This is a genomic window from Lentzea sp. NPDC005914 (assembly GCF_040629405.1).
Lineage (GTDB): Bacteria > Actinomycetota > Actinomycetes > Mycobacteriales > Pseudonocardiaceae > Lentzea.
In genome coordinates this window covers 62,442-78,415 of record NZ_JBEXVQ010000039.1, presented here as the reverse complement: position 1 = coordinate 78,415, position 15,974 = coordinate 62,442, and the positions used below count along the sequence as shown (strand labels likewise).

Below are 15,974 nucleotides of genomic sequence, written 5' to 3'. Positions count from 1 at the left end.
GGCGGGGGCGCCAGCGGGTTCACACCTTCGTGTCTGAGCGATTTGCGCCACCTCGTGAGCGCGATCGGCGAATGTCGGTCTCGGTGATTGATTAGTCTCGTGGTGTGACAACCACCATCGGGGGCCGCTACACGCTGATCGAGCGCGTCGGCAGCGGAGCGATGGGGGTGGTCTGGCGGGCGCGGGACGAGGTGCTGGCACGCGAGGTCGCGGTCAAGCAGCTCGTCACCGGCGACCACCAGCGGGCCATGCGCGAGGCGCGCAACGCCGCCCGGCTGCACCACCCGCACGCGATCGCGGTGTTCGACGTCGTCGGCAACGACGTCGAAGAGCCGTGGATCGTCATGGAGTACCTGCCGTCCCACAGCCTCTCGGCGCTCATCGCCGAGCGGGGGCCGATGAAGCCGGCCCAGGCCGCGAGCATCGGGGCGAAGGTCGCGTCGGCACTGGCCGCGGCGCACGCGGCGGGCATCGTCCACCGCGACATCAAGCCCGGCAACGTCCTGATCGGGCACGACGGCACCGTCAAGATCACCGACTTCGGCATCGCCAAGTCCACCGGTGACGGCACGCTGACCGACACAGGCATGATCGCGGGCACTCCCGCCTACCTCGCACCCGAGGTGGCACGTGGCGAGCAACCCGACGCGGCGTCGGACGTGTTCTCGCTGGGCGCCACGATCTACACGGCGATCGAGGGCGAGTCGATCTTCGGGCCCAGCGACAACAGCTTCGGGCTCATCTACCGGGCCGCGAGCGGGCAGCTGCGCGATCCCAAGAACGCGGGCGAGCTCACGCCGTTGCTGAACCGCCTGCTGTCCGTGGACCCCAAGGACCGGCCGACCGCGCAGGAGGCCGCCGACCTGCTGGCCGCCGAACCGCAGCCGTCCCAGCCGCTGCCCATCCCCGCACCGCGCAGGCTCAAGCCGCCGAACCGCAGGATGCTGGTGATCCTCTCGATCATCGCGGTGCTCGCGATCGGCGGTGGCGCGGCGGCGGCGTACTGGAACGGCAGCCTCGGCACACCGACCAACCAGGGCAGCTTCCCCCCGGTGCAGGACAAGCCCCGCTCCTTCTCGGCCGACGAAGCCGTCGCGTTCGTCAGGGGGCACTACGACCAGCTGCCGGGCAACCCCACCGCGGCGTGGCAGAACTTCGACGACCGGTCGCGGGAGCCGCAGGCCGACTTCGTGAAGCGGTGGAAGGGCTACGTCTCGGCCCAGTGCACCATCATGACCACCCTGGTCCACTCGGACGGCCCCAACTGGATCGTCCCCCTGGACCTCGCCCTGGTGACGGACGTGGGCAAGCAGGCGACCATCCACGTCGAGGTCTCGGTCGCCGCGGTCAACGGAGAGATGAAGATCGCCAGCCTCACACAGAAAGGCTGAGCAGCCAGAAGCTGCCGCCGCCCACGATCACGCCCATCGCCGTGCCCGCGAGCACCTGTGCCGTGGTGTGGTCACCCAGTTCGACGCGCGACCACGCCACCAACGCGGCCGGCAGCGCGATCAGGAGCATCCACGGCCCGTAGACGATGGCCATCGTGACGACGGCGGCCCACGCGACTCCCGCGTGCAGCGAGATCTTCCACTTCAGCCCGAACGTGATCGCCATGCTGACGATCAGCGACGCGAACATGCTGCCCGCCAGAGCCAGCATGTTCGCAGGCGCGTGGCCGAGGACCATGATCACCGTGCCCGCGGCGAGTGACGCACCCGCGGTGACCAGCGGAACGAGCCGTCCCTCGCGGTTCGTGACGTGGTGGCCGTCCCACTTGCCCTTGCGCGCGCCACGGACGATGACGGCCATCGGGATGACGGACGCCGTCACGGCGACCACGAACCCCCACAGCAGCGTCTTCCAAATGCCCTCGGTAGCAGCAGCCACGGCGAACGGCAGCAAAATCACCCAGACCCACGGCGCGAGCACCTCGGTCGCGCCGCGAGCGACCTTCTCGATCAATATCCCTCAGACCAGTCTGCGATCAGTGGCCCAGCGGGACAGCTCGTACCGGTTGGAGAGCTGGGTCTTCCGCAGGACGCTCGACACGTGCGTCTCCACCGTCTTGACGCTGATGAACAGCTCGGACGCGATCTCCTTGTAAGCGTAGCCGCGGGCGAGCAGCCGCAGGACGTCCCGTTCGCGGGGCGTCAGCAGGTCGAGCTCGGGGTCGCTGATCGGCGCGGCACCCGGCCTGTCGGCGAACGCGTCCAGCACGAACCCGGCCAGCCGCGGCGAGAACACCGCGTCGCCCTCGGACACCCGCACGACCGCCTTGACCAGCTCCTGACTGGAGATCGTCTTGGTGACATAGCCGCGGGCACCGGCGCGGATCACGTTGATGACGTCCTCGGCGGCGTCGGACACCGACAGCGCGAGGAACGTGACGTCGGGGATCTTGGTCCGGATCTGCCGCAGCACCTCGGCGCCGCCGCCATCGGGCATGTGCACGTCCAGCAGCACCACGTCCGGCTTGTGGTGCGCGATGCCTGCCACCGCCTCGCCGACGCTGCCCGCCTCGCCGACCACCTCCACCTCGTCGGTGATGGTGTCGAGCTCGGCCCGCACCCCCGCGCGGAACAACGCGTGGTCGTCCACCAGGAACACCCTCACAGTCACGTCCTGGCCTCCGTCTTCCTCGGCATCTCGAGCTGCACCTCGGTCCCCTCACCGGGTGCTGTGCGCAACCGCACCTGACCGCCGTGCCGGTCCATCCTCCCCCGGATGCTGCCCGCGAGGCCATGCCGGTCCTCCGGAACGGTGTCCGGGTCGAAGCCCTTGCCCCGGTCCCGCACGAACACCGTCACCTTGTCCGGCTCGATCTCGGCGTACACGCTGACCTCGCCGACGCCCGCGTGCTTGGCCGCGTTGACCATCGCCTCCTTCGACGCCTGGATGAGCGCGAACATCCCGTCCTCGATGTCGCAGTCGCCGACGACGACCTGGGACACGGCGATCGCGAAGTCGTCCTCGACCTCCGCGCACGTCTGGGCGATGGCGACGCTCATCGTCGTCGGCTGCTCGCCCACCTCACGGCCGTAGAGCCAGCTGCGCAGCTCGCGTTCCTGGCTGCGGGCCAGGCGCTTCACCTCGCGGGACGACTCGGCCTGCTTCTGGATGAGCGCAAGCGTTTGCAGCACGGAGTCGTGCAGGTGGGCCGCGATCTCCGCGCGTTCCTCGGTGCGGATGCGGGCCCTGCGTTCGGCGTCCAGGTCGCGCACCAGCCGCATCCACAGCGGCACGGTCAGCACCGCGACGCCGATCAACGTGGCGAGCACCGAGAGCACGACGGTGGAGAGGTTCTGCATGGAGTCGTTCGCGACGAGGAAGGCGGCGACACCCGCCAGAACCAGCGCCCCTCCCGCCACCGTCCGCACGATCCCCGTCTTCCCCTGCGCCAGCGCCCCGTCCCGCCACCGGCGCCGTTGTGCCTCGTCCGCTTCACGCCACACGACCGCGGCGCCCACGAGTGCCACCGCGATCGGGCCGGTGATCCAGCCGCTCGCCCCGGTGCCGATCAGCCCGGTGAAGACCGCGACGCCGATGCCCAGAGCGGCGAGACCGACGGCCTGCTGCCACTCCTTGCGGTCCTTGTCGGTCTCCGGTTCCGCCACGGCCGACTGCGGGACGAACATCCACAGCAACGCGTAGGCGATGATCCCGACGCCGCTCAGCGCGGCGAACACGGCGAAGACCGCGCGCACCCAGAAGACAGGTGCGCCGAGGTGTTCCGCCAGCCCGCTCGCGACGCCCGCGACCACCCGGCCGGTGCGTCGACGGCGCATCGGCTCGATCTGTGCACTCACCATCCGATCGTCACACGTCCCGGCGAGTTGTTCATCAGGGATGACCCCGGTTCCGTGAATCAGGGCTGGTCCCTGATGTGGTTGCAGGCGTGACGGCGCAACCTTGTCGTCGTGAGCGGGACTGAGAAGGCAATGCAGGGCGTGGCGGACACGCTCAGAGAGTTCTGGGCCCACCGTCCGGTGCGGCCCCGCGCAGGACGCAAGCTCGGCGGCGTCGCCACTGGGATCGCCCTGCGCTACCGGATCGACCCGGTGATCGTGCGGATCGCGTTCGTCGCACTCGCGTTGTCGGGCGGCGTCGGTGTGCCGATGTACCTGGCGGGCTGGCTGCTGCTCCCAGAGGAGGGCGACCAGGTGTCGCCGCTGGAGTCCCTGATCAACAGGGGCCACAGCTCCATGTCGCAGGCGCAGACCGTGCTGCTGGGGCTCCTGATGTTCCCGGCGCTCGGGTTCACGTTCGGCAACGGCGGGTTCCAGGTCGTCGTGACGCTGGCCGCCTCGGTCGCGTGCATCTACCTGCTGCAGAAGAACCGCGGGCACCTGGAGCCGGCGGCGGTCGCCGAGCCCGCGCCCATGCCGACGGTGCCGGGCGCACCTGCCTGGGACCCACTCGGTGCCGCCCCGTTCGCCTGGGACCTGCCGGAACCGACGCCCAAACCACAGCCGCCGGCACCTCGTCCGCGCCGGCCGCGCGTCGCCGCGACGACGCTGGGCGTGGCGACGATGGTCCTCGCGGGGTCCGTGATCGCCGGGATCTGGACGCCGTGGTTCACCGCGCCGCACATCATCGGCCTGCTGGTCGCGGTGCTGGCCGCCGGTCTGCTGGTCGGATCGTTCGTCGACGCCGGCCGTGGCCTGATCTGGCTGCTGATCCCGCTGTCCGTGGTGGGCTTCGGGATGACGGCGGTGGGCTTCCACGGTCCTACCGACTTCGGCGACGTCAACGCGACGCCGAAGACCGTCGCCGAGGTCGACGACAGGTACGAGATCAGCGTCGGCAGCGTGAAGCTCGACCTCCGGCAGCTGCCGGACTCCGGTTCGGTGAAGACCGTGGTCCAAGCCGACCTCGGTGAGCTGGTCGTGCGGGTGCCGAAGAACGCCGACGTCACGTTCAACTGCGAGGCGTCGTCCATCGGTGAGCTCACCTGCCTCGGCAAGCAGGCGGAGGGCAGCACGGTGCAGGTCGACGGCACCGACCTCGGCGACAACGGCGAGGGCGGCTTGAAGATCGACCTGGACGTTCGCACGAACGTCGGAGAGGTGAAGGTGCTCCGTGACTGACCAACGGCCGGTGATGCGCAGGCGGATCGACCCGCTGGGGCTGATGTTCGGGATCGGCGGCGGGCTGATGGCGGCCTACGTGCTGAGCAACGGGACGTTCTGGTTCGACTTCCGGTGGGCGCTGGGAGGAACGGCCATCGTGGTCGGACTGGTTCTGCTGTCCAACTCGTTGAGACGCAAGTCCCACTGATGAGAAAGGCCCCCGGGAAACCGGGGGCCTTTCTTCATGTCGCTATTCCCACTCGATGGTGCCCGGCGGCTTGGACGTCACGTCCAGGACCACGCGGTTGACCTCGGCCACCTCGTTGGTGATCCGGGTCGAGATCCGCTCCAGCACCTCGTACGGCAGGCGCGTCCAGTCCGCGGTCATCGCGTCCTCGGACGACACCGGGCGCAGCACGATCGGGTGGCCGTAGGTGCGGCCGTCACCCTGGACGCCGACGCTGCGGACGTCCGCGAGCAGCACGACCGGGCACTGCCAGATGGTGCGGTCCAGCCCGGCGGCCGTCAGCTCCTCACGGGCGATGGCGTCGGCCTGGCGCAGCGTGTCGAGGCGGTCCTGGGTGACCTCGCCGATGATCCGGATGCCGAGGCCGGGGCCGGGGAACGGCTGGCGCTGCACGATCGTCTCGGGCAGGCCCAGCTCGGTGCCGACGCGGCGGACCTCGTCCTTGAACAGCGCGCGCAGCGGCTCGACCAGCTCGAACTGCAGGTCGTCCGGCAGGCCGCCGACGTTGTGGTGCGACTTGATGTTCGCGGTGCCCGCGCCGCCGCCGGACTCGACGACGTCCGGGTAGAGCGTGCCCTGCACCAGGAAGCCGTAGTCGCCCTCGGCCTTGAGGTCGCGCTCGGCCTGCTCGAACACGCGGATGAACTCACGACCGATGATCTTGCGCTTCTCCTCCGGGTCCGTGACGCCGGCCAGAGCGTTCAGGAACCGCTCGCGCGCGTCGACGGTCACGAGGTTGATGCCCGTGGCGGCCACGTAGTCGCGCTCGACCTGAGCGCGCTCGCCGGAGCGCAGCAGACCGTGGTCGACGAAGACGCACGTGAGGCGATCACCGATGGCTCGCTGAACGAGCGCCGCGGCCACGGCGGAGTCGACGCCGCCGGACAGGCCGCAGATCGCCCTGCCGTCACCGATCTGCTCGCGGATCCGGGTGACCTGCTCGTCCACGATGGACGAGGTCGTCCACTGCGGACGGATGCCCGCGATGTCGTGCAGGAACCGGCGCAGCACCTCCTGGCCGTGCGGCGAGTGGTGCACCTCCGGGTGGTACTGCACACCGGCGAAGCGGCGTTCGGTGTCCTCGAACGCGGCGACCGGGGCGCCCTCGCTGGTCGCGGTGACCGTGAAGCCCTCGGGCGCCTTGGTGACGGCGTCGCCGTGGCTCATCCACACCGGGTGGCTGCCCGGCAGCTCCTCGTGCAGAGCGCCGCCCGCTCCCGTGACGCCGAGGTCGGTGCGGCCGTACTCGCGGGTGCCGGTCTGTTCAACTGCGCCGCCAAGTGCGCGCGCCATCGCCTGGAAGCCGTAGCAGATGCCGAAGACCGGAACGCCGGTCTCGAACAGCTTCGGGTCGACCTGCGGGGCGTTCTCCTCGTAGACGCTCGACGGGCCACCGGACAGCACGATGGCCAGCGGGTTGCGGTCGAGGATCTCGCTCACCGTCGCGGTGTGCGGGACGACCTCGGAGTAGACCTGGGCCTCGCGCACGCGGCGGGCGATCAGCTGCGCGTACTGGGCGCCGAAGTCGACGACGAGAACAGGGCGGTTGCTGGTGTCGGACACGTCGCCAAGGATCTCATGCGTGGACGGTGAACTGCTGACCGGTGGCGGGCTGAACCAGGTGTTCAGGGTGGGTGACGCGGTGCGCAGGCCAGCTGGGCCGTGGGCGCCGCGGGTACACGAATTGTTGCGGCACTTGGCGCCGCTGGGGATCGCGCCGGTTCCGCTGGCGCTCGACGACGACCACGAGCTGCTCAGCTACCTGCCCGGTGACGTTGGCCACGTGTTCCCCTCCGACGACGCGTCGCTGGTCGAGTCGGCCTTGATGCTGCGGCGGCTGCACGACGCGACGCTCGACCTGGCCGACGTGCGCGACGGGTGGCAGTTCGACGCCAGGGAACCGGTCGAGGTGGTGCTGCACGGCGACTTCGCGCCGTACAACACGACCTATCGAGACGGACTCCCCGTGGGCATCTTCGACTTCGATTCCGCCCATCCGGGTCCGCGCTGGTGGGACGTCAGCTGGGCGATCATCCAGTTCGTCCTGGGGCTGCCGGACGACCGGAAACGGCGCATCGAACTGTTCTGCGACGCGTATGGGTATGCGTACGAGGACGAACATGTCCTCATGCGACTGGAGGACATGATCCGCACCATTCGCGAGCACCCGGCGTTCGTGAAGCAACGCGCCGAGCATCACGACGACTACTACCTGGGACTCATCGAGTACGTGCAGGCCAATAGGGCTTAACGTGATCCCATGGACGCGTTCACGCCGCAACCCAGGCCGTGCTGGGTCGCCGGCCGCCCCGAGCAGGGCGAGCAGGCGTTAGAGGTCTTCCACCCGTTCGACGGCACCGAGGTCGCGTCGGTGGCGGTGCCGGGCAGAGATCAGGTGGAACGCGCGGTGGCCGCCGCTGCGGCCGTGGCGAAGGAGTTCCGGCGAACACCCGCGCACGTGCGGGCCGAGGCGCTGCTGCAGGTGTCGCGGACGCTGGCCGAACGCGCGGAGGAGATCGCCGAGACGATCACCGCGGAGAACGGCAAGCCGCTCAAGTGGGCGGAGATCGAGGTTTCCCGCGCGGTCAACACCTTCCGGTTCGCCGCGGAGGAGGCCCGGCGGTTCACCGGTGGGCTGCAGCGGCTCGACACCGAGGCCGGTGGCGTCGGGCGGATGGCGATCGTCCGGCACTTGCCGCGCGGGCCCGTGCTCGCGGTGGCGCCGTTCAACTTCCCGCTGAACCTGGTGGCGCACAAGGTCGCCCCGGCGCTCGCGGTGGGCGCGCCGGTGATCGTGAAGCCCGCCTCCGCCACGCCGCTCTCGGCGTTGCTGCTGGGCGAGATCCTGGCCGAGACCGATCTGCCCGAAGGCGCGTTCTCGATCCTTCCCGTGCGCGGCAAGGACATGGACGCTCTCGTGAAGGACGACCGGCTGCCGGTCATCTCGTTCACCGGGTCCACGAAGGTCGGCTGGTCGCTGATGGAAGCCGCGCCGCGCAAGCACGTCGTGATGGAGCTGGGTTCCAACGCCGCCGCGATCATCTGTCCTGACTGGACGGACCTGGACCACGCGGCGCAGCGCATCGCGACGTTCGGCAACTACCAGGCCGGGCAGTCGTGCATCGCGGTGCAGCGGGTGATCGTGGACCGCTCGAAGGCCGACGAGTTCGTGCCGAAGCTCGTGGCGGCGGTGGAAGCGTTGAAGACCGGCGACCCGCACGACCCCGAGGTCGAGGTCGGTCCGTTGATCGACGAGGACAACGCGCGGCGCGTCGAGGAGTGGGTCAACATGGCCGCCGACGCGGGCGCGCGCGTGCTGCTCGGCGGCAAGCGGACCGGGACGACCGTCGAGCCCACGGTGGTGGCCGACGTGCCCTTCAGCGCCAAGCTCTGGACCGAGGAGATCTTCGGACCGGTGCTCGTGGTCTCGGTCGCCGACGGCGTCGACGAGGCGTTCGCGCAGGCCAACGACACCAAGTACGGGCTGCAGGCCGGGGTCTTCACCCGTGACGTGCAGGTGGCGTTCGAGGCCGCGGCCGAGCTCGAGGTCGGTGGTGTGATCATCGGTGACGTGCCGTCCTACCGTGCCGACCAGATGCCCTACGGCGGTGTGAAGGGCTCGGGCACCGGGCGCGAGGGCGTCCGGTCGGCGATGGAGGACTTCACCGAGGAACGGGTGACCGTTCTGACGGGGATCCAGCTATAGCCCCTGGGCGAACCCCAGCACGCGGTCCGGGTCGTAGCGTCGCCTGACCTTCTTGAGTCGTGCGACGTTGCGGCCGTAGTAGGCGGTCGGCCAGTCGGGCATCTCGGGGTCGATGTAGTTCACGTACCCGGTGGTGCCCAGGCCGAGCCCGTCGCGCAACGACGCCACGATCCGGCGTCCCTCCGCCTCGGTGCGGCCGCCGACGACGTTGACGTAGCACTGGACGCTGGCCTTCGCGGCACGGTGCGGGAACGCCGTGTCGTCCGGTGCGAGGCGGCCGAGCGCGCCGCCGAACGAGTCGACCTGGATGCGGCACTCGGTCTGCCCGGTGAGCAGTTCGGCGACCTTCGTTCCGTCGATGCGGTCGTAGGCCATGCGGGACGAGGCGACGAACGGGAAGCCGGTCTCGTACCCGCCCGCGAAGAAGCGCATGGTCTCCAGGTAGGTCATCTCCCGGATCTCGCGCGCGGCCGGTTTGGGCAGGCGGTCGAGCAGCGCGAGGAGGTCCTTGGTGCGACCGATGTAGGTGCCCACGACGTTGGTGGTGGGCGGCGTGCCCGCGGACGTTCCGCAGATGCCCCAGAGCTCGTCGGGCGCGTCGTCGAACAGGTCGTGCCACGCTCCGAAGAGCTCCGCCGTCATGCCCGCCGGGTACGTCAGCTGGAAGAACGTGATGTCCGGCGCTGGGAAGCTGCGGAACGTGAACGAGGTGACGATGCCGAAGTTGCCACCACCGCCGCCGCGCAGTGCCCAGAACAGGTCGGGCTCCTGGTGCTCGGACACGGTGTGCAGGCAGCCGTCCGGCGTGACGATCTTGGCGCTGACCAGGTTGTCGCAGGTCAAGCCGTACTTGCGGGCCGTCACGCCGATGCCGCCGCCGAGGGTGAGCCCACCGAGGCCGACCGACCGGCACGAACCCGCCGGCACCGAACGACCCTGGGCGCCGATGGTCTCGTAGAAGTTGTCGAGCCGGGTTCCCGGGCCTGCCTGGACCCTGGTGCCGTGCACCTGCACGTCGTCGAACCCGCTCAACTCGACGACGAGACCGTTGTCGGGCACCGAATAGCCCGCGTAGCTGTGCCGGCCGCTGCGGGCCGCGACCGGAATGCGTTCGTGCGAGGCGAAGTCGAGGCACGCCTGCACGTCCTCCGGTTTGACGCACTTCGCGATCGCGGCCGGCCTTCGGTACGAGTAGATCTCGTTGTAGGGCAACCGCAGCTGGTCGTAACCGGTGTCCTGCGGCAGCACGAGCCTGCTGCCGAGCCGTTTGCGCAGCTTCGTCCAGTCGGTGTCGGCCGCGGTGGCCGTCGCGGTGCCCATCCCCAAGCCCGCGACAGCGAGTGCGGTCCCCTGCAAGAACGTTCGCCTGTTTACCCCCATGGAGAGAAAACGTCGCGCCTTGCACGCAGGTTGCCTCTACCAGCCGAGGGCACGCCGTTTCACCTGATCGTCGCAACGGTGTGCGGCAACGTGCCCATCCGGTCTGATCAGCCGGCCGTCCGCGGTCGTGAAGCCCGGACCTGCGGTGCGGGAGTTCGGGATGAGCCCGCCGCCGTCCGTGGTGAGCGGGGAGCTTTCGTAGGAGAAGGGGGTGAAGAGCTTGCCGGAGTCGATGCCTTCACCGGTTTCGAGCGCTTTCTGCCTGTGTGCGCGCTCTTCTTCGTTCCCCGGCACCAGGAATCGCATGGTGTCGCCGGTGATGCGGAGGTTCTCGTCGGCGGCGCCTCCGCGTTCGACGTCGTAGGAGTCGAGGAGGTGCGGGCCTGCCTCGCCTCTGCGGTCGGCGGCGATCTTCCACGCGGCGTTGTCGGCGTCGCAGATCCCCGAGTTCAGGCCCCTAGCGCCGAACGGGCTCATCACGTGCGCGGCGTCGCCGGCGAGCAGGATCCGGCCTTTCCTGAACGTCTTCGCGCGGCGCTGGTGGAAGCGGTAGGTCGACTGCCAGATCACCTCGTACGGCTTGTCGCCGACGATCGCGCGGATGTGTTCTTCGGTGAGCTCGACGTCTTCCGCGACCTGCCAGTCGATCCGCCAGACGCCCTTCGGTTGCGGGTGCAGGAGAACCTGACGGCCCGGATTCCAGGGCGGGTCGAAGTAGAAACGGCGTTCCGGTGCCTCGAAGTCCAGGTCGACGCGGACGTCGGCGATGATGAACCGGTCGTCGAACGAGAAGCCCTCGAACGGGATGTCCAGCAGCTCGCGGACCCTGGAGTGCACGCCGTCGGCCGCGATGCAGTGAGTGGCCCTCAGATCCTTTGTGGACACTCCGTCCTCGTCCTGGGTCAGGCTTTCGAGGGCGTGGCCGTAGCGGAGCTCGATGAGCGGTTCTTGCCGGACGCGTTCCTCCAGCAGCTGCTCGACGACGGTCTGCGGGGTGTTCACGAACGGCGGGAAACCCTTGGCCTCCGGGAAGGTGAAGGTCAGCACCTCGCGGTCGCGGTAGTAGGTGCGGCCGGTGTACCAGGTGACGCCCGCGTCGGCGACGGCCTGGCCGACGCCGACCCGTTCGAGGATCTCCAGGACATCGCGCTGGACGCAGATCGAGCGGCTGCCTCGCCGGGTTCGTTGCTCGGCCTTCTCCAGGATCACGCTCGGCACGCCGGCTTTCGCGAGGAACAGCGCCGCGGTGAGCCCGACAGGTCCGGCACCGACGACCAGCACCGGGGTCATTGCAGGGCGTTCCAGACCGCGCGGTCGCGTTCGGCCGTCCAGATGTCCGGCCAGTCCTTGCCGTCGCACTCGTCCCAGTAGCGCTTCACGTCGAACGGCAGGCAGTGCTCGAAGATCGGCCAGCGCCCGTAACGGGGCTCCAGCGTCCTGTGGGCCAGCTCGAAGGCCTGCTTGAGCGTGCCGCCCTCGCTGTGGACGCCGCCGACCGTGCGGCGCAGCTCGTTGAGGAAGTGCCTGCTCTGGTTGATCGCGGCCTCGACCTCGATGCGGTCGCGGGCGACCTTGCCGCGTCCGCCGACGAGGACCTCCGCGCCGAGGTCCTCGATCTCGTCCAAAGTGGACGTTGCCCACTCGTCGTGGAAGGCGTCACCGGTGTAGAGCGCGGCCTGCGACTCGACCAGGTCGCCGGCGAAGAGGATGCGTTGCTGCGGCAGCCACGCCACGATGTCGCCCGCCGTGTGCCCGCGCCCGAGGTGCTGCAGCACGAGGTCGCCGCGCTCTTCGCCGAGCGGGATGGTCATGCGGTCGGAGAACGTGAGCGACGGCCAGGTCAGGCCGGGGATCTCCTCCGGGTTCTCGAAGAGCCGCGGCATGCGGCCGAACTCGCTCTCCCAGTCCTGCTGCCCGCGTTCGGCGATCAGCACCCGCGTCATCTCGTGCGTGACGATCTCCTGGGCGTCGAACGCGCTGGCGCCGAGCGTGCGGACGGCGTGGTAGTGGCTGAGGACGAGGTACCGGACGGGCTTGTTCGTGTGTTCTCTGAGCTGCGCGAGCCACCGTCGTGCGGCCGCCGGGGTGGCGCGTGCTTCGAAGCAGATCAGGAAGTCCTCGGCCTCGATCGCGCCCACGTTGGGGTCGCCTTCGGCGGTCAGGGTGTAGACGCCGTCGGCGAGCTCGACGAACACCTCGTCCTTCGGGGCGAGGTCTGCGCTGGACGCGAACGGCTTCTTCGGCGGCTTTTTGGCCATGCCTCCACCGTGTCAGGACGCCTTCACGATCGGCAACCGCAATGCGGCTGGAGCTTGATCGGGAACCGCCGGGTTCTTCGGCTTCGCCGGGTTGACCCGCTTGTACTTCTGCCCCTGCTCCGGCCGTTCGTCCTGTTCGCCCTTGTTCGGCCACAGCGAGAACGCCCGCTCGGCCTGCGCGGCGATGGTGAGGCTCGGGTTCACGCCGAGGTTCGCACTGATCGCCGCACCGTCCACAACGGACAGTCCGGGGTAGTTGAAGACCCGGTGGTACGGGTCGATCACGCCGTTCTCCTCGTCGGCCGCGATCGCACAGCCGCCGATGAAGTGCGCGGTCAGCGGGATGTTGAACAGCTCACCCCACGTGCCGCCCGCCATGCCGTCGATGTGCTTGGCGGCCAACAGGTTCGCCTCGTGACCCGCCGGGATGAACGCCGGGTTGGGCTCGCCGTGCCCCTGCTTGCTGGTGAGCTTGCCGCGCTTGAGGAACGTGGTGATGGAGTTGTCGAGGCTCTGCATCACCAGCAGGATCACGGTCCGCTCGCTCCACCGGTGCACGCTGAGCAGCCTCAGCAGCCTCAACGGATGCCTGATCGCCTGCTTGATGAACTGCAGCCACCGCGGGGTGCTCATCGCGCCGTCCGTGGCGAGGGTCTGCAGCAGCCCCATGGCATTGCTGCCCTTGCCGTACCGCACCGGCTCGATGTGCGTGATCTCGTCGGGGTGGATGGAGCTGGTGATCGCCACGCCCTTGGTGAAGTCGTTCTGCGGGTCGACCGTGTACCTGGCGGCACCGATGATCGACTCGGAGTTGGTGCGGGTCAGCTCGCCGAGCTTGTCCGAGATCTTCGGCAGGGTGGTCGCCTTGGCTTTGTGCAGGAGCTGCTGGGTGCCCCACGTGCCGGCGGCGATGACGACCTGGTCGGCGGTGAAGGTCTTCGTCGCCTTGCCACCGGTCATCTTCGTCTCGACGGTCCAGCGGCCGTCGGTCTTGATCTGGGTGACCGTGGTCAGCGGGAAGACCTTCGCGCCGAGCTTCTCCGCCAGGTAGAGGTAGTTCTTGACCAGCGTGTTCTTGGCGCCGACCCGGCAGCCCGACATGCAGCTGCCGCACTCGGTGCAGCCGGTGCGTTCCGGCCCGGCGCCGCCGAAGTACGGGTCGTCGGCCTTCTTCCCGGGCTCACCGAAGAACACGCCGACGGGCGTCGCGTGGTAGCTGTCCTCGACGCCCATGTCCTTCGCGACCTTCTGCATGACGACGTCGCTCGGGGTCGTCGTGGGGTTCGTGACGACCCCCAGCATCCGGCTCGCCTGGTCGTAGAACGGCTCCAGCTCGTCCTGCCAGTCGGTGATGTGCGCCCACTGCCGGTCCTCGTAGAACGGCTTGAGCGGCCGGTACAGCGTGTTGGCGTAGACGAGGCTGCCCCCGCCGACGCCCGCGCCGGCCAGCACCATGACGTTGCGCAGGAGGTGGATGCGCTGGATGCCGAAGCACTTGAGCTGCGGGGCCCACAGGTACTTGCGCAGGTTCCAGCTGGTCTTGGCGAACTCGTCGTCGGCGAACCTCCTGCCGGCTTCGAGCACCGCGACGCGGTAGCCCTTCTCGGTCAGGCGGAGCGCGGCCACGCTGCCACCGAACCCGGAGCCGACGATGACGACATCGAAGTTACCGGCGAGTTCACCCATGGACCGGAGAGTAGGCGTTACTTCCGGTAACGCCTAGTCCCCGATCGGTTCAGAGCTGATGAATGCGGTCCACAGGTCGACCGCCTGCTCGAGACTCAGAGCCGCCACCTGCTCGACGGGCACGCCCGCGGTGTGCACGAGCCGCCGCGCCAGCCAGTCCGGGACCGGCTCGCGCACCACCGGCTCCTCGACGGTCACGTGCCCCGCGAGTCGTCCGAGCCTGCCGATCACGTCCGCCAGCCTGGCCAGCGTCGAATTCTCGTCCGCCACCGCGGCGACCCGCGCTGACGCCTCGGCGTAGACCTCGGCGTCCGAGCGCACACCCACGCACCAGACTTCGCAGACCTCGACAGCACCGTCGGCGGTGATCCGATAGACGACTCGCCAGTGGTTGCGTCCCACGACCAGCTTGCGAAAGCCGGTCAGCACACCGCCGAGCGGATGACCCGCCTCCGGGTTGTCGAACAGGATCTGGATCTTCTTGAGCACCTTGGGCACGACATCCGGCCCAAGACGACGCAGGTCGTCGATCGCCGCGTCGGTGAACACGACCTCAGTCATCGAGCGAGTCGTCGTCCTCCACCGCTGACAGCGACTCACGCGTGTGCCCGAAAGCAGCCAGCACATCGTCGAAGGACGTGCGGCGGCCTGAATCCACCGCCGACCGAGCCAGCACGAGCGCAAGATCCCGCAGGTCTGCCGCTGCTTCGTCGATCTCACTCAGGTGACTCATGGCAACGACGGCAGCGGCCCTGTGACCGTGCCGCGTGACGATCACCGGGCCGCCTTGTTCGGCGTCCGCGACGAGACCGGCGACGCCGCGCTTGGCGGCCTCGGTGACGGTCAGCTCGCGAGCCTCGTGAAGAGTGGCCATGTACCGAACTATACAGAAAAAGTGTACAGACGAGAACGGCGTCGCGCGGACACCCCGTCAGGTCAGAGAACGAGAGCTTCGATGACCCAGACCATGAAGGCGAGCGCCAGCGCGGTGATCACCAGGCCACCGCAGATGAACAGAACCAGGATCTTCCAGCCGATCCCGTGCTCCTCGGGCGCCTCGTCGACCTCGGCCTCGTCAATCTCGTCGGTGGCTTCGAGCTCTTCGGTTTCTTCGACGTCCTGGACCTCGGCGTCCGCGTCAATCGTGTCCAGATCCTTGCTGTTGTTGCTGTCGCCGAACAGGGAGTCCAAGTCCATGCCTTTCAGGACGTGTGGAGGGATGGGACGGTTGCAAGATCATCTCTGTGCCCAGGCCGCGACCGGAAGGCTCAAGTAGACACCGATCTCGCCGAACCCGATGATCGCTTCCACGGCCTCGTACAGGCCGTCGACGCGTTCCTGGCGGTTGGCGGCGCGGCTCTCGAACCACTTGGAGCGGACCTCGACCACCACGGACATGCCGCTCGAGTCGAACGGGCCGCGTGGGCGGAAGCGCAGTTCGACGTCGCCTGGCTGGAGGTTGCCGTCGTAGGGCTCCTCCGGGCATTCCACGGCGACGGACACCGCGTGCGGGAGTATCGCGGCGAGGTCCTTCAGCACTTTGTGGGGGACGTCAGGTGCGTAGGTGATCTCGACTAGCGGCACGGGTCCAGCAAAGCAGAAGGGCGCGCCCTAACCGGAGCGCA

At 68.8% G+C, this 15,974-nt stretch carries 17 protein-coding genes; 5 read left to right on the top strand and 12 right to left on the bottom strand.

The window, feature by feature from the left end; all coding sequences use genetic code 11:
* The first annotated feature begins 104 nt into the window (after window positions 1-104).
* The gene (locus ABZ345_RS38745) at window positions 105-1,391 is read left to right on the top strand and encodes a serine/threonine-protein kinase (RefSeq protein WP_359859922.1); all 1,287 of its coding nucleotides are present in this window, start codon (window positions 105-107) and stop codon (window positions 1,389-1,391) included.
* On the opposite strand, the gene ABZ345_RS38740 is transcribed toward ABZ345_RS38745, so the two are convergent.
* The 3 genes from ABZ345_RS38740 to ABZ345_RS38730 are packed head-to-tail and all read right to left on the bottom strand — an operon-like array spanning window position 1,375 to window position 3,812.
* Window positions 1,375-1,965, bottom strand: a complete 591-nt coding sequence (locus tag ABZ345_RS38740; protein ID WP_359859920.1) for a hypothetical protein — start codon at window positions 1,963-1,965, stop codon at window positions 1,375-1,377. The two genes, ABZ345_RS38745 and ABZ345_RS38740, sit on opposite strands and share 17 nt — an antisense overlap.
* Window positions 1,966-1,971: 6 nt before the next feature.
* Window positions 1,972-2,622: a response regulator transcription factor gene (locus tag ABZ345_RS38735; protein ID WP_359859918.1), complete on the bottom strand. Its 651-nt coding sequence runs from the start codon at window positions 2,620-2,622 to the stop codon at window positions 1,972-1,974.
* Complete coding sequence (locus tag ABZ345_RS38730) at window positions 2,619-3,812, bottom strand: PspC domain-containing protein (protein WP_359859916.1); 1,194 nt, start codon at window positions 3,810-3,812, stop codon at window positions 2,619-2,621. The genes ABZ345_RS38735 and ABZ345_RS38730 overlap by 4 nt, the downstream gene beginning before the upstream one ends.
* Window positions 3,813-3,920: 108 nt before the next feature.
* Here ABZ345_RS38730 and ABZ345_RS38725 point away from each other — a divergent pair, with 108 nt between their 5' ends.
* Both ABZ345_RS38725 and ABZ345_RS38720 read left to right on the top strand, forming a co-directional pair.
* Entirely contained in the window at window positions 3,921-5,090 is a 1,170-nt protein-coding gene (locus tag ABZ345_RS38725) for a PspC domain-containing protein (protein WP_359859914.1), read from the top strand.
* Window positions 5,083-5,280, top strand: a complete 198-nt coding sequence (locus tag ABZ345_RS38720) for a hypothetical protein (protein WP_359859912.1) — start codon at window positions 5,083-5,085, stop codon at window positions 5,278-5,280. Before ABZ345_RS38725 ends, ABZ345_RS38720 begins: the two co-directional genes overlap by 8 nt.
* Before the next feature lie 42 nt (window positions 5,281-5,322).
* Here ABZ345_RS38720 and guaA read toward each other — a convergent pair whose 3' ends face one another.
* Window positions 5,323-6,882, bottom strand: coding sequence for a glutamine-hydrolyzing GMP synthase (guaA, locus tag ABZ345_RS38715; RefSeq protein ID WP_359859910.1), 1,560 nt, complete (start codon window positions 6,880-6,882; stop codon window positions 5,323-5,325).
* 19 nt (window positions 6,883-6,901) lie between these two features.
* Here guaA and ABZ345_RS38710 point away from each other — a divergent pair, with 19 nt between their 5' ends.
* Both ABZ345_RS38710 and ABZ345_RS38705 read left to right on the top strand, forming a co-directional pair.
* A complete protein-coding gene (locus ABZ345_RS38710) occupies window positions 6,902-7,570 on the top strand; it encodes an aminoglycoside phosphotransferase family protein (protein WP_359859908.1) in 669 nt (222 codons plus the stop codon).
* Window positions 7,571-7,579: 9 nt separating this feature from the next.
* On the top strand, window positions 7,580-9,025 hold the full coding sequence (locus tag ABZ345_RS38705; protein WP_359859906.1) for an aldehyde dehydrogenase family protein: 1,446 nt from the start codon (window positions 7,580-7,582) through the stop codon (window positions 9,023-9,025).
* Here ABZ345_RS38705 and ABZ345_RS38700 read toward each other — a convergent pair.
* The 8 genes from ABZ345_RS38700 to ABZ345_RS38665 form a co-directional block, all read right to left on the bottom strand.
* The gene (locus ABZ345_RS38700) at window positions 9,020-10,345 is read right to left on the bottom strand and encodes an FAD-binding oxidoreductase (protein ID WP_359859904.1); all 1,326 of its coding nucleotides are present in this window, start codon (window positions 10,343-10,345) and stop codon (window positions 9,020-9,022) included. The genes ABZ345_RS38705 and ABZ345_RS38700 overlap by 6 nt on opposite strands.
* 96 nt (window positions 10,346-10,441) lie before the next feature.
* On the bottom strand, window positions 10,442-11,695 hold the full coding sequence (locus ABZ345_RS38695; protein ID WP_359859902.1) for an FAD-dependent monooxygenase: 1,254 nt from the start codon (window positions 11,693-11,695) through the stop codon (window positions 10,442-10,444).
* Window positions 11,692-12,663 (bottom strand): MBL fold metallo-hydrolase, encoded by a 972-nt coding sequence (locus tag ABZ345_RS38690; protein WP_359859900.1) that lies wholly within the window; start codon window positions 12,661-12,663, stop codon window positions 11,692-11,694. Before ABZ345_RS38690 ends, ABZ345_RS38695 begins: the two co-directional genes overlap by 4 nt.
* Window positions 12,664-12,675: 12 nt before the next feature.
* Window positions 12,676-14,349, bottom strand: coding sequence for a GMC family oxidoreductase (locus ABZ345_RS38685; RefSeq protein WP_359859898.1), 1,674 nt, complete (start codon window positions 14,347-14,349; stop codon window positions 12,676-12,678).
* A 33-nt stretch (window positions 14,350-14,382) separates the two neighbouring features.
* Window positions 14,383-14,910: a type II toxin-antitoxin system RelE/ParE family toxin gene (locus ABZ345_RS38680; protein ID WP_359859896.1), complete on the bottom strand. Its 528-nt coding sequence runs from the start codon at window positions 14,908-14,910 to the stop codon at window positions 14,383-14,385.
* Window positions 14,903-15,223, bottom strand: a complete 321-nt coding sequence (locus ABZ345_RS38675) for a type II toxin-antitoxin system prevent-host-death family antitoxin (RefSeq protein WP_359859895.1) — start codon at window positions 15,221-15,223, stop codon at window positions 14,903-14,905. The genes ABZ345_RS38680 and ABZ345_RS38675 overlap by 8 nt, the downstream gene beginning before the upstream one ends.
* Window positions 15,224-15,285: 62 nt before the next feature.
* Complete coding sequence (locus ABZ345_RS38670; protein ID WP_359859893.1) at window positions 15,286-15,546, bottom strand: hypothetical protein; 261 nt, start codon at window positions 15,544-15,546, stop codon at window positions 15,286-15,288.
* Between the two features lie 39 nt (window positions 15,547-15,585).
* The gene (locus ABZ345_RS38665; RefSeq protein ID WP_359859891.1) at window positions 15,586-15,933 is read right to left on the bottom strand and encodes a hypothetical protein; all 348 of its coding nucleotides are present in this window, start codon (window positions 15,931-15,933) and stop codon (window positions 15,586-15,588) included.
* Between the last annotated feature and the right edge of the window lie 41 nt (window positions 15,934-15,974).